The sequence below is a fragment of the Vibrio sp. RE88 genome (genome assembly GCF_013113835.1).
In the GTDB taxonomy this organism is placed as follows: domain Bacteria; phylum Pseudomonadota; class Gammaproteobacteria; order Enterobacterales; family Vibrionaceae; genus Vibrio.
The window spans coordinates 372,236-386,011 of sequence record NZ_VTYQ01000003.1 but is presented as its reverse complement, the minus strand read 5'-3'; the positions used below and the strand labels follow the sequence as shown (position 1 = coordinate 386,011).

General features: G+C 46.1%; 13 protein-coding genes. 7 read left to right on the top strand and 6 right to left on the bottom strand.

All coding sequences use genetic code 11. The annotated features are described in order from the left end of the window. Positions 1 to 37 precede the first annotated feature (37 nt). From lpoB to F0265_RS07860, 4 genes are all read left to right on the top strand, one after another. Positions 38 to 628: a penicillin-binding protein activator LpoB gene (lpoB, locus tag F0265_RS07875; protein ID WP_006959073.1), complete on the top strand. Its 591-nt coding sequence runs from the start codon at positions 38 to 40 to the stop codon at positions 626 to 628. A gap of 18 nt (positions 629 to 646) precedes the next feature. Beyond that, positions 647 to 1,501, top strand: coding sequence for a phosphotransferase (locus F0265_RS07870; protein WP_171748464.1), 855 nt, complete (start codon positions 647 to 649; stop codon positions 1,499 to 1,501). Between the two features lie 99 nt (positions 1,502 to 1,600). Further along, the gene (ycfP, locus tag F0265_RS07865) at positions 1,601 to 2,143 is read left to right on the top strand and encodes an alpha/beta hydrolase YcfP (RefSeq protein ID WP_171748463.1); all 543 of its coding nucleotides are present in this window, start codon (positions 1,601 to 1,603) and stop codon (positions 2,141 to 2,143) included. A gap of 409 nt (positions 2,144 to 2,552) precedes the next feature. Further along, a complete protein-coding gene (locus F0265_RS07860; RefSeq protein ID WP_171748462.1) occupies positions 2,553 to 3,842 on the top strand; it encodes an FAD-dependent oxidoreductase in 1,290 nt (429 codons plus the stop codon). 71 nt (positions 3,843 to 3,913) lie between these two features. Here F0265_RS07860 and F0265_RS07855 read toward each other — a convergent pair whose 3' ends face one another. The 5 genes from F0265_RS07855 to F0265_RS07835 form a co-directional block, all read right to left on the bottom strand. Then, entirely contained in the window at positions 3,914 to 4,231 is a 318-nt protein-coding gene (locus tag F0265_RS07855) for a hypothetical protein (RefSeq protein ID WP_171748461.1), read from the bottom strand. Positions 4,232 to 4,357: 126 nt separating this feature from the next. Continuing rightward, positions 4,358 to 4,906 (bottom strand): GNAT family N-acetyltransferase, encoded by a 549-nt coding sequence (locus tag F0265_RS07850; protein WP_171748460.1) that lies wholly within the window; start codon positions 4,904 to 4,906, stop codon positions 4,358 to 4,360. Positions 4,907 to 4,965: 59 nt separating this feature from the next. Next, complete coding sequence (locus tag F0265_RS07845; protein ID WP_171748459.1) at positions 4,966 to 5,739, bottom strand: peptidoglycan binding protein CsiV; 774 nt, start codon at positions 5,737 to 5,739, stop codon at positions 4,966 to 4,968. 55 nt (positions 5,740 to 5,794) lie between these two features. Then, positions 5,795 to 9,256 (bottom strand): transcription-repair coupling factor, encoded by a 3,462-nt coding sequence (gene mfd, locus F0265_RS07840; protein WP_171748458.1) that lies wholly within the window; start codon positions 9,254 to 9,256, stop codon positions 5,795 to 5,797. 6 nt (positions 9,257 to 9,262) lie between these two features. Then, entirely contained in the window at positions 9,263 to 9,832 is a 570-nt protein-coding gene (locus F0265_RS07835) for a PilZ domain-containing protein (protein WP_171748457.1), read from the bottom strand. 165 nt (positions 9,833 to 9,997) lie between these two features. Here F0265_RS07835 and lolC point away from each other — a divergent pair, with 165 nt between their 5' ends. From lolC to lolE, 3 genes are read left to right on the top strand one after another with little or no spacing between them, the layout of a single operon-like run. Next, a complete protein-coding gene (lolC, locus tag F0265_RS07830) occupies positions 9,998 to 11,206 on the top strand; it encodes a lipoprotein-releasing ABC transporter permease subunit LolC (RefSeq protein ID WP_064488376.1) in 1,209 nt (402 codons plus the stop codon). Further along, on the top strand, positions 11,199 to 11,885 hold the full coding sequence (gene lolD, locus F0265_RS07825) for a lipoprotein-releasing ABC transporter ATP-binding protein LolD (protein ID WP_171340285.1): 687 nt from the start codon (positions 11,199 to 11,201) through the stop codon (positions 11,883 to 11,885). Before lolC ends, lolD begins: the two co-directional genes overlap by 8 nt. A 1-nt stretch (position 11,886) precedes the next feature. Continuing rightward, entirely contained in the window at positions 11,887 to 13,131 is a 1,245-nt protein-coding gene (gene lolE / locus F0265_RS07820) for a lipoprotein-releasing ABC transporter permease subunit LolE (RefSeq protein ID WP_171748456.1), read from the top strand. Between the two features lie 109 nt (positions 13,132 to 13,240). Here the strand turns inward: lolE and F0265_RS07815 are convergent, their stop codons facing one another. After that, positions 13,241 to 13,771 carry a DUF2062 domain-containing protein gene (locus F0265_RS07815; protein ID WP_006959060.1) on the bottom strand — a complete coding sequence of 177 codons (531 nt, stop codon included), beginning with the start codon at positions 13,769 to 13,771 and terminating at the stop codon, positions 13,241 to 13,243. Positions 13,772 to 13,776 lie beyond the last annotated feature (5 nt).

The following is a 13,776-nucleotide window of genomic DNA, read 5'->3' as shown; positions in this document are numbered from 1 at the left end:
ATAACACAAGATTCTATAAAGATTTGAGGAACCAAGAATGAAAAAAAGTGTTATCGCATTACTTGGCTTGGCTGTCATCCTGGGCGGTTGTTCGAACAAAGTCAGCTACGGTGATGCACAGGCGGTTGAGACTACAACGATTGATTTTGGCTCAACAGATCTGCAGAAAATTGCGGGCGAAATGGTCGATAGCATGATGATGTCGGGCTCTGTATCAGCTATTACCCGTGACTCTCGTCCGATTGTTTTTGTTGAACGTATCAAGAATAAGACAAGCGAACACATTGATACTGAATCGATTACCGATACTATCAGTACTAAGATGTTGAACTCTGGTAAGTTCCGCTTTGTTGATATGGACCGCGTTGAATCTGTTCGCGAGCAACTTAACTTCCAAAACAATGATGAGCTTGTAAACCAAAGCACTGCAATTCAGTTTGGTAAAATGGTTGGCGCCCAGTACATGCTATACGGCAACTTGTCGAGCATTGCTAAAGCAGGTGGTAGTGACAAAGACGTATACTACAAGATGACAATGCGTCTGATGGATTTGGAAACAGGCCTGATTGAATGGGCAGATGAAACTGAAATCCGCAAACAAGAGTCTAAGAGCTTCTTAGGTCTTTAATCGATAGAGGAGTGATTTATGGCAAGGATGTCGTGGCATGAGGCATGTCAACTAGACGGTTCATTGAAGTCATTAGATCACTTCTTTTCTATCTCTCCGGATTACGCTCAAACGCTAACCGGAGGCCTGACCAATCGCTGCTGGAAGGTTGTAACCCAAAGCGGCGATTGTTTTGTCTGGCGCCCCAACACTTCGATAACCAAAGCCTTTTCCATTTCACGTTTTCAGGAATATCAAATCCTGACAGCGATCGAAGATTCCCACCTTGCACCTAAAGCTATTCACATCAACGAACAAGGGTTGTTGGTGGAGTGGATAGAAGGTGAATCATTGACTGATTGTTTGCCTTTTGACTCTTTGCTCAAAACAATGATCAAAATCCACAGCTTAGAGACGACTCGAATCCCTGTCGCTCCATTTAACTTTACCGCTCGTGTCGATCACTACTGGATGCTGCTGCGAGAAGACCTAAAGTCTGATGATTATCTGGATATCTACCAGCGGTGGCGAAGTGCTCCGAGCCTCGCTGACATTGGTAGCACCTTATGTCACTTTGATTTGGCTGGTTATAATATGGTCAAGAATTCGGAAGGCAATATGGTTATCGACTGGGAGTATGCCTCAATGGCTGACCCCAGACTGGATCTTACGTTAAGTATTGGGGTGATGGGAGAAAAGCCACTTGAATCCGTTTATCGATATTGCCAACTTAGAGAAATAGAAGGTGTCGATGATTGGGTTGAAGGTGTGATGGCATGGCAACCTAGAGCGACTATGATGGCGATGCTGTGGTATTTGCTTGCCTATCAGCTATGGGGTGATGAACAGTACCTCGCTCAAGCGCAAACTTTGCGCGACACGTTTTGTAGCTAAGATCACTGTTTGAGCCCCTCGTACATTAAATTCTATACGCTGGCTTTAAAACCTTAATATTCGTGGTAGATTAAGCCGATAAGAATCGAGGGTGATAGAATGATTATTTACTTACATGGTTTCGACTCCACCAGTCCGGGAAACCACGAAAAAGTACTCCAGTTGCAGTTCATTGACGAAGACGTCCGCTTTGTTAACTACAGCACTTTGCATCCCAAGCATGATATGCAGCATTTGCTCAAAGAGGTGCATAAAGCGATCGAGCAATCTGGTGATCGCAACGCCATTATTTGTGGAGTCGGGCTAGGCGGTTATTGGTCTGAGCGAATCGGCTTCTTATGCGGTATCAAGCAGGTGATTTTTAACCCTAACTTGCATCCAGAAAATAACATGCAGGGACGTATTGATCGTCCTGAAGAGTATGAAGATATCGCCACAAAATGTGTTGAAGAGTTTCGTAGCAAAAACAAAGATCGTTGTCTGGTGATCTTATCTAAAGATGATGAGGTGCATGACAACCGCCAGACGGCTCAGGCACTTGAGAAACACTACCAAGTTATCTGGGATGAAAATGAGAGCCATAAGTTTAAGAAAATCTCTCAACATCTGCAGACCATTAAGGCGTTTAAAGCTCACAGCTAAACGCCATTTATAGCCAAATTTCTACAAAAGCGACGTCAATCCAGCACGTCGCTTTTTTGTTATTCACTCGAATAGAAATTAAGGAAAAATTAAGTGTGATTAGCGTAATCTTTTGTTGCGCGGCACACTCTGCCCTATATAATGAATCAACTATAAATTTTTGATAAATGTCAAAAAAAATTGAGAGCGAACAATAAGTTTGCCCACTTTGAGCTAATGCCCGAGCACGTTAGCCTTGAGTCATCAGACTGTAATTCCAATTATCGCGTTGTATTTGACGAAAAAACCTCTAATGGCCCTCGAATCGTAAGACTGAATTTGATTCAGCAGATTGGCCAACATTACACAATTTCATCGGGGCGAACTCTTCGACTCGAAACATAGTTTTTATCTTTAGAGGAAAGTTGCTGTGACTCGAATTATCGTAGTAGGCGGCGGTGCAGGCGGATTGGAGCTTGTTACCAAACTAGGTCGTACATTAGGTCGTAAAAGACGGGCAAAAGTGACCCTAGTGGATCGCAAAGCCAGTCATTTATGGAAACCGCTTTTACACGAAGTGGCAACAGGTTCTTTGGATGAAGGTGTAGATGCGTTGAGCTACCGCGCCCATGCGAAAAACCACCACTTTGACTTCCAAATGGGTAGCCTTGAAGACATCGACAGAGAGCGCAAAGTTATCACGCTGGGCGAACTCAGAGATGAGCATGATGAGCTTTTGATGCCAGGCCGTGAGCTTGAGTATGACATCCTTATTATGGCGTTGGGCTCCACTTCTAATGACTTCAATACCCCTGGCGTAAGAGAGCACTGTATTTTCCTTGATAGTACAGAGCAGGCTTATAAATTTAGAACTGAGATGAACAATGAGTTCCTCAAGCTACACGCCAAGCATGGTCATGGCTCCGTTGATATTGCCATTGTAGGCGCGGGCGCAACAGGTGTTGAATTGTCGGCAGAACTGCATAATGCCGTGAAAGAGCTTCGTACCTATGGTTTTGGCGACCTTGACTCCAGCAAGTTAAACGTCAACCTGATTGAAGCCGGTGAGCGTATCCTACCTGCACTGCCAGCAAGAATTTCCAGCGCTGCGCACCACGAGTTAACTAAGTTAGGTGTGAATGTACGCACCACAACCATGGTGACGGAAGCGGGTGCAGATGGCCTTACTACTAAAGATGGCGAAAAGATCCCTGCTCAAATTATGGTTTGGGCTGCGGGGATTAAAGCGCCTGACTTTGTGAAAAATATTGGTGGATTGGAAACTAACCGAATCAATCAGCTCATCGTGAAAGACACACTGCAAACGACTCTCGATGATGACATTTTCGTGATTGGTGATTTGGCTCAGTGCACCCAAGCCGATGGATCATTTGTGCCACCTCGAGCTCAAGCGGCGCACCAAATGGCGAGCTGCGCGTTTTCTAATATAGTGGCTAAGCTCAATGGACGTGAACTGAAAGCTTATGTCTACAAAGATAAAGGCTCTTTGGTTTCTTTGAGCCAGTTCTCGACCGTGGGAAGCTTAATGGGCAACTTAACCAAAGGCTCTATGATGGTAGAAGGGCGTATTGCTCGAGTGGTGTACATTTCCTTGTATCGCCTGCATCAGATGGCTCTACATGGCTTGTTCAAAACCGCATTGATTATTTTGATGGGGCGGATAAACCGAGTGCTTCGCCCTAATCTCAAGCTGCACTAATCACAACGAAAAGAAAGAGCACCCGAGGGTGCTCTTTTTCGTTTATTCAAAGGCAGTGAATTAACGAATATTTAGAAATGGAACTCAGCTACATGCGCTAGCGGGCTTTCCTCTTTATTCTTGGTATTGAGAGAAAGCTTACCGACAATCTGGTACTCATTACCTAAGCGCTTGACCTTGAGCGATAGTCCGCCAATAAAGTGGAGTTGGTAACTGGTAACAATGCTCTGCATACAACCATTTACGTCAAACAAGTCAGTAACTTCATCAAAACAAGCCAACTTGTGGTTGTCCGAACCATCATTGAAGTAGTAGCTTTTTGATACTTTGGTATCGTCTAAGAGTAGTTTGAGCAGTGAGCCTACTGAGTCTGAGTTGAAGATGATCATTTTGTTTTTCTTAGTTTTCTTTTAATCGGACGATCATACTATCTGACATGTTCGAATATCGGAGAGTTAAATAACTTTACTAAACGTTAAAACCTCTAAAGTTATTGTTAATCATTTTTATTGAGATTATTTGTCTTTTGTTGGGATGATGGAATACACGAGCCCTTGCTTGGGTTGTCCATTGAATAGGTAGCGGTTTGCAGCGCTTACTTCAAACTGTGCGCCGCAGGATTCGGCCAGTTTTTGACTTGGAATATTGTCGGGATCACAAACGACCTCAATACGCGTGATTTTAAGTTGCGCGAAGCAAAACTCGATTAGCGCATCTAAGGCTTCTTTCGCATAGCCTTGTTTATGATACGAGTCATTCAGCCAATAGCCTAAACTGGCCATATTAAAGGTGTGGTAAAGCTCATTGATCGCGACCATGCCAATCAGCGCATTATCACTGCGACGATAAAGGCCAAAACCGTAAGCTTCTGATTTCACCCAGTTCAATCGAGTGGCAAGCACAAAGCGTTCTGCCTCTTTAATCGTGAATTTATCATGGCACCAATCTATCCAGCGGTGAAGGCTGGGAGATTGAACGACACATTGAGCTAGCTTTTCAGCATCTTCTTGAGGAATCAGCTTCAAAACTAATCTGGGTGTGATGATGTGGTAATCCGGCCCCATAATGCTCCATTATAGAAAAACAGCCCTTGAAAGGGCTGTTGAACGCTATTTATTTCAGATTATTGTGCGACACGGCGGACCTGAATAATCATCCCTAGCAGAGGGTGATCTAAGAAGTGGGTTTCTGTGCTTCGCATACGGCGTTTTTGGTCCATGCGGTAGCTCTTTAGAAACTCTTCGGTATGTACTGTTGGCGTCACATCTTCCATCAAGCCGACTTGAACCGTGTCTTCGGCAACCGTGTCGTCTGTGGGGGTGAACTCAAGAGGTTTTGCTTCGAATGTCACATCACGTACGCTTGGTGCTTTCAAGTCCAGTTTAACGTCCGCATAAAGGTAGTGCTCGACGTAAACTTGCAACTTGCCGTCCAACTCATACAGTGGCTTTGCAATGCTTTCTTCAGTGACTCCGTCGATGACCTCTGTACCAATATCCGAACCTTTCTGCGAACCGTCAGCATTGAATTGACCTGAAAAATCTCGACCAGCCTGAATATGGAAGGTTGGCGCAACATAGCGGTTACCGTCGCCTTGTCTCCATGCAGTATGCAAGAGCACTTTAAAGCCAGCGTGACTTTTTAGCTTCTGAGCTTGAGGGTTTAACTCATAAGATGAAGCGGGTAGCATTTCAACGCCTTTTTGTTGGCGGTAGCTGGCGTCATTGAAATTACCGACTCGTTTCATCGAAATTTCAGGCACAGAATTTGGCCAAGACTCAGCGGTCTGTTCTGGGTTTACCGCACGCTTAAAAATGATCACTTCTATATCAAATTGGCGCTGGGCCCATGAAGGCATCGCGACAACAAGAAGTAGTAGCGGGATCAGCTTTTTCATTACAACTCCATCATAAGGTGAGCGCACCTTGGAAAATTAGTTAAGCCTGACCAAATCAGGCTTGTGGTAAAAGGTTCTGCTGGAACTCGCCCAACATATCACCAACAAATTGAATTCTCTTACGTCTGTCGACCAATGGTACCGTAAACTTGAACTTAGTTGGGCCTTCCATCGCGAATTTTTGTGGCTGAGATTGCAATAGTTTAACCAAATACATTGGATTAATGTCAGCGTCCGGATAGAACTCGATGAATCCACCTTTGTCGTGGGCTTCGATTTTCTTCACTTTGAGAGAACCGGCTTCAAGTTTCATTTCTGATACAGAAAGGAGATTCTTGGTTGCATCTGGCAATAGTCCAAAGCGGTCGATCAGTTCAATCTTAAGATCGTCCAGTTCGGCCTTGTCTGATACGCTGGCAATCTGCTTATACATAGATAAGCGCGTGTTGATATCTGGAATATAGTCATCTGGCAGAAGGGCCGGTAGACGCATTTCAACCTCAGTTTGTTCTCTGAGTAATTCGTCTAAGGAAGGCTCTTTCCCTTCCTTAAGTGCTTCAACAGCCTGTTCCAGCATCTCCATATACAGCGTAAAACCGACAGATTGAATTTGTCCGCTTTGTTCATCACCCAGCAGTTCACCCGCACCTCGAATTTCAAGGTCGTGAGTGGCTAGCGTAAAGCCAGCACCTAAGTCTTCCAGTGACGCAATCGCATCCAGACGCTTAATGGCGTCTTTAGTCATGGCTTTAGGGTGAGGCGTGAGTAAGTAGGCGTATGCCTGGTGGTGAGAACGACCAACACGACCGCGTAATTGGTGCAACTGCGCCAGCCCGAGGTTGTCGGCCCTATCCATAATGATGGTGTTGGCGGTCGGGACATCGATACCGGTTTCAATGATGGTCGTACATACCAATAGATTGAATCGCTGATGGTAGAAGTCATTCATGATGCGCTCAAGCTCACGTTCGCGCATTTGACCGTGCGCTACGGTAACGCGCGCTTCAGGAATGAGCTTTTCTAAGTCAGCAGCGACTTTTTCAATCGTTTCGACTTGGTTATGCAGGAAGTAGATTTGCCCACCACGCATGATCTCACGTAGCACGGCTTCTCTTACAACGGCATCATCGCGTTGACGAACAAAGGTTTTAATCGCCAGTCGTCTTGCTGGTGGTGTTGCAATGATCGATAAATCACGCATCCCACTCATCGCCATATTCAGCGTTCTTGGAATAGGCGTTGCCGTTAATGTCAGAATATCAACGTCTGCGCGCATCGCTTTCATTTTCTCTTTTTGTCGCACACCAAAGCGGTGTTCTTCATCGACAATCAACAAGCCAAGATCTTTGAATTTGATGTCATTCGAAAGCAGCTTATGAGTACCGACTACCAAATCGACTTTGCCGTCTTCGATATCTTGCAGTACTTGCTTTTGCTCTTTAGCCGTTTTGAAGCGTGACAGTACTTCGACTCGAATCGGCAAGTTGGCAAAGCGGTCTCTAAAGTTTTCAAAGTGTTGCTGGGCAAGTAGTGTTGTTGGGACTAAGACAGCCACTTGCTTACCGTTGTCCGTGGCAAGAAAGGCAGCACGCATCGCCACTTCGGTTTTACCGAAGCCCACATCACCACACACTAGACGATCCATCGCTTTGGCTTGGCACATATCGGACATTACCGCGTTGATCGCCGTGGACTGATCATCGGTTTCTTCGAAAGGGAACCCAGCTTTGAAAGTGGCGTACTGGTCGCGATCGAGGGCAAACTTATAACCCGGCTTAAGTTCTCGTTTAGCGTAGACATCAAGCAGCTCTGCGGCCACATCTCGGACTTTTTCAGCAGCCCTGCGACGCGCTTTCGCCCAAGCTTCACCACCCAGTTTGTGTAGTGGCGCGGATTCTTCTGCACCACCGGAGTAGCGACTGATCAGGTTTAATGCCGCAACCGGTACGTAGAGCTTAGCGTCATTCTGGTATTCCAGTGTGACGTATTCGGTTGTCATTCCACCTGCTTCCAGCGTTTGTAGCCCGATATAGCGGCCAATACCGTGGTCGATGTGAACGACAGGCTGACCGGGCTTAAGCTCGGCAAGGTTGCGTATGACGGCATCACTGTTGGTGGTTTTGCGATCCTTACGGCGACGCTGGATGACTCGGTCACCGAGTAAGTCACTTTCGCATATCAAAGAAACCTGATTCTCTCCAAACAGGAAACCGTGTTCAGAGGCGCCCAGTACTAAGGTGAATTTATCGTTGCTTTTTGTCGCGGCAGAGAAACTTTCGTGTTCGACCGGGCGAAGCTTTATGCGTTGCAGCAGTTCAAGGAGTGCTTCGCGACGGCCTTCAGATTCGACTGAGAAAACGATTTTACCAGTGAAGTTTTCGCTAAACTGGCGTAGCGCCGACATCGGTTCCTTGTTTTGGTGCTGAACAGCCAACTCTGGTAACCGTTGAATAGCTGGGTTAGTACGCCCTTGTTTTTCCACAACCGCATCAGCAGAGAGTTGTACCTGAGGCAGCGTTTTAAAGCGACTATAGAGCTCATCTTTCTTTAGCCACAATTCTTCTGGCGGCAACAGAGGTCTTAATGGATCTACTTTGCGTTGGTCGTATCGGTAGTCGACATCACTGAGGAAGTGGTCGATAGCGCCTTCTAAATCACCGACTGTGATTAATTGGCTGTCATCGGCAATGTAGTCAAACAAGGTTTCGGTGTGCTCAAAAAACAGCGGTTGCCAGTACTCAATACCCGCAGGCCAAGTTCCTTTAGACACCTGCATGTAGACGGACTCGGGCTCACGTCTGGCTTCGAACCTCTGACGCCAGCGGATCCTGAAGTCTTCAATCGCACTCTCTGAGGTCGGGAATTCATGAGCCGGTAGTAGCCTGATCTCTTGAACGTCGTCAATTGAACGTTGGTTTTCTGGGTCGAAAGTACGAATCGTATCAATCTCATCATCGAAAAAATCGATGCGGAATGGGTCACTGGCCCCCATAGGAAAGAGGTCTAAGATGGAACCGCGGCTGGCATATTCGCCAGGCCCAAAGACTTGATCAACGTGTCGGTATCCGGATTTCTCCAGCTGAATACGCAGCTTTTCCAACGAGTAAAGGTCGCCGACTTTGACCATCAAGGTATGCTGCATCAGGAAGTCTCTAGGAGACTGTCTTTGTAGCAATGTGTTGATGGGAACGATGGTAATCCCGCTGTTTTGTGTCGGCAGTTGGTACAAGCGTGCGATACGATCCGAAATGATCTCCTGATGGGGAGAAAAGTTATCGTACGGCAAGGTTTCCCAGTCTGGGAAAAGGGAAACTTCCTGCTGAGTAAACTGCTCGATTTCTTGTAACAGTTTTAAGGCTGTTTGCGGGTCAGCAACAGCGAGCAGGGTATGACTAGAATGTTGATTAGCAAGTTCAGCAATCGCAAGGGCTAAACTTGCCCCCTGTAAATTGCCGACCTGTTTTTTGTCTCCGGCTCTAGATGGGTTAGCCAGATTAAAAAGCGATGTATTAGACATAATGGATTATTGTTTGTCGCGATTCAGTGAACGCTGACGAAGTAATTTTTGTTGCTGATAGAGAGCGGCTTTGATCAGGAGATCTTCATCCTGATCGCGCAATAAATCGTATTTGACCGTAATAATGTATTGATCATCCTGTTGCTCGCAGCTCTCAACATGGCCATAGCAATAGATAGCGGCAGAGGGGTGCTCCATAAACATTTTGACTCGTGTTTTGGTATCGACTGCCAGCGCGCTGTCCGCGGTGTAACTGAACTTGCTGGCACCAAACGACTGAGTGAGGTGTCGATACTGTTCGTCATCTTGTTGAGAAAGCATAAACGTCAGCAATAGGTTCAGTTTGGCATTTTGAGTATCAAGCAGTTCGATAACATGTCTGAAGTCGTTGTTTTTCAACTCAGTACGAGCATTATCATTAAGAAGATCAAGATGGCTAAACTCGCTGGCCACCAAAAACGGCGCTGGAATTTCTCCTTCAAACTGATCAAAGCTTGGAAATGCCTTATCTTGAGCCAGAGGCTCAACATTCACGGTCATTTTGTGGTGTACAGTAAAGTATTCTTGATCAGACATGTGGAAATTCCTTTAAGTTATCCTTTGATTATCGTCATAAGAAGCAACTAATCAAGGTATGTCATTGTTTATCACACATTTTGACGCCTAATTAGCAATTAGGGGCTACAACCGCCTGCTATAAATCGTTACAGTAACGCCTATCAAACGTTATTGGTTTTATATATGTTCCATCCGGTTTCCACCTTTATCGGTTTGCGTTATTTGCGCGGGCGTTCCGGTGATAGGTTCAGTCGTTTTGTTTCCTATATGTCGACCGCAGGTATCACAATTGGCGTGATGTCTCTGGTGACAGTTCTTTCAGTGATGAACGGTTTTGAAGCGCAGCTCAAAGGCCGCATTTTAGGCGTACTGCCTCAGGCTATTGTGTCTGAAGCGGATGGCAAAACGCCTTATACCGAAACAATCCCTGATTTTGCCAAACAATTGTCTACCGCGGCGCACCCTGAGCCGATTGTACAAAGTGAAGCGGTGATTCAAAGCTCAGACAATCTTTCCGCGGGTCTACTGATTGGTATCAAGCCTAGTGATCATGACCCGATTGAATCCCATTTAATTGCAGGCCGATTATCTTCTCTTCAGGCTGGCAAGTATCAAGTGTTCATTGGTCACACTCTCGCAAGAGCGATGGATGTATCGCTTGGTGATAAAGTGCGCCTGATGGTGACCAGTGCGAGTCAGTTTACACCGCTGGGGCGTATACCGAGTCAGCGTATCTTTACTGTGGCAGGCATTTACAACACAGGCTCAGATGTTGATGGTCAACTCATGCTGACTCATATTGATGATGCAGCGCGCTTACTGCGCTTCAAGAAGGACACCATCACTGGGTGGCGTTTGTTTTTCGATGACCCATTTGTGGTGGGCGAACTGAGTAAGCAGCCATTACCAGAAGGTTGGCAATGGCAAGACTGGCGAGATCAACGAGGCGAACTGTTTCAAGCCGTCCGTATGGAAAAAAACATGATGGGCTTAATGCTAGGTCTGATTGTTGGTGTGGCCGCATTCAACATTATTTCAGCTCTGATTATGGTCGTGATGGAAAAGCAGTCTGAAGTCGCGATTTTGAAAACTCAGGGAATGACAGATAGACAAGTTCTAGCGATTTTCATGGTTCAAGGGGCAAGCAGTGGAGTCATTGGTGCCTTATTTGGTGGCACTTTAGGCGTGCTGCTAGCCAGTAATATTAACGCGCTACTTGAGAGCGCGGGCATTGCTCTGTTTGCCGTAGGAGGCGAACTACCGATTGTGATCAACCCTACTCAAATCAGTATCGTGGTTGCTTTGGCTATTGCACTAAGCCTATTAGCAACGCTTTTCCCTTCTTATCGTGCATCTTCCGTTAAACCAGCTGAGGCTTTGAGATATGAGTAACCTGCTTCAATGTCACAATATATGTAAAACATACCGCGAGGGCTCTCTTGATACTCAAGTGCTAAAAGGCGTGAGTTTTGATTTAAAGAAAGGGGAGCTGGTGTCTATCATTGGCTCGTCGGGTTCAGGAAAAAGTACTTTACTGCATATTTTAGGTGCTTTGGATGATACTACTCAGGGTGAAGTCACTTTTCTTGGCCAAAACCTTTCTAAGCTGAGTTCGAATAAGCAAGCTAAGCTTCGCAACCAGCATCTTGGCTTTGTTTATCAGTTTCATCATCTTTTGGCGGACTTTAGTGCGCTGGAAAATGTTGCCATGCCATTGCTTATCGGCGGAACTAAAACAGCTAAGGCGAAAGAGGCGGCGAAAGCGCTGCTGGATAAAGTCGGCTTGAGTCATCGCATGGATCACCGCCCGTCTGAGCTATCTGGTGGTGAACGTCAACGTGTTGCTATCGCACGCGCATTAGTTAACAGCCCAGACTTGGTATTGGCCGATGAGCCGACCGGAAATTTAGATCATAAGACCGCGTTGGCAATCTACGATTTGATGCGCGAGCTTAATGAACAATCCGGGACCGCATTTTTAGTTGTCACGCACGATGGTGAACTGGCGAGCAAGATGGATCGCCAACTGCATATGCAAGATGGCCTATTGCTAAATGTTGAGGAGGCGTAATTTGTTCTCTTCACTTTCACTGTTTATTGGCGGCCGTTTTAGTCGTGCTAAGCAGCGTAATAAAATGGTGTCATTCATCTCACTGTCTTCAACGATTGGTATCGCGGTGGGTGTAGCGGTGATCATCATCGGCTTATCGGCGATGAATGGTTTTGAGCGTGAACTCAAAGATCGAGTATTGTCCGTTATTGCTCATGGAGAGTTTGAGGGGGTTCGTGGCCCGATTGAGGAATGGCAGTCGGTTATTGAACAAGCAGAGAAACACCCTAAAGTTGAAGCTGCTGCACCTTATGTCAAGATCACAGCATTGGCCGAGAAAGGCCAACAACTTAAAGCGCTTGAAGTCAGAGGCATAGATCCCGATAAAGAATCTGCCGTTTCGAATATGAGCCAGTATATCGATAAAGCGGTCTGGTCTCAGTTTAAAGCGGGCGATAAGCAAGTGATACTAGGGCAAGGTGTGGCTGACTTGCTTGGGGTGTCGCAAGGTGACTACATCACCTTGATGATACCAACTTCGGGTTCAACAGCTAAAGTACAGGCTCCCAAGCGGGTGCGTGTGAGAGTCGCAGGGTTGCTAAAACTCAATGGTCAGATTGACCATAACCTCGCTTTAGTTCCTCTGAAAGATGCTCAGCAATACGCCAAATTGGGTGAGGCCGTTACAGGTGTGTCGTTGAAAGTGTCTGATGTTTTGAATGCGACGCAAATTGTTCGAGAGGCCGGAAACACGCTAAATGTGTATGTCTACTTACGTAGTTGGCAGCAAAACTATGGCTTCTTATATCGAGATATTCAGCTCGTCAGAACAATTATGTATTTGGTCATGGTACTGGTGATTGGTGTTGCTAGCTTCAATATTGTGTCGACACTGATGATGGCAGTCAAAGATCGAGCCTCAGAGATTGCGATATTGAGGACCATGGGCGGTACCGATGGGCTAATCAAGCGGATTTTTGTTTGGCAGGGTGTGTTTTCTGGTGTTTTAGGCAGTGTTGTAGGCAGTATTCTTGGCGTAGCGGTTGCAATGAATCTAACCAAGCTGATTAAAGGGCTGGAAAATTTAATTGGTCACCAGTTCTTGTCAGGTGATATTTACTTTGTCGACTTTCTTCCTTCTCAAGTCAACATATCAGACGTCTGCTTAGTATCGGGGACGGCGATAGTGTTAAGTTTGCTTGCAACCTGGTACCCAGCGTCGCGTGCTAGCAAACTCAATCCGGCGAGTGTGCTTAGTGCGAAATAACGCTTCCGCTAGAAAACAAAAAAGGACCGTTATGGTCCTTTTTCATTTTTAAACAACATCGTAATTGCAATTGTCTGACTGTACCGTCGAATACCAAGCAGTTCGATTTTTACTTTTTAAGTAACCCACCTAATCTGATCTTTCTTTGCTGCCAGCTTCGCACAACAGAATAGCGCCACAGAGCTTTGATACCGAAGTAGCCTGCAATGGCCGATACGATACCGCAAATCATGCAACCAAGTAGGAAAGGAGGCCCAATGGTACTCATCTGGTGCATGATGAACTCCCAAGAAAGCTCAAAGTGGAATGGCTGAGGTGGGATATGCATCACCCAAGCGCCAACTTTATAAGCAAAGTAAAACAGTACAGGCATGGTAATGGGATTACTGACCCATACTAAGGCGACGGAGAGCGGAAGGTTTACGCCACAAAGAATGGCTAAACCTGCGGACATAATCATCTGGCTGGGTAGGGGAACGAAAGCCATGAACAGGCCGACAGCAAATGCCCCAGACGCTGAGCGGCGATTGAGACACCACAGGTTTGGGTTGTACAGCACGTTGCCAAAAATTTTGAGTGCTTTCTGACGCTTTATTACTTCGTGGTCAGGCATAAAGCGTTTGATGAATTTTCTTGGCATAGGGA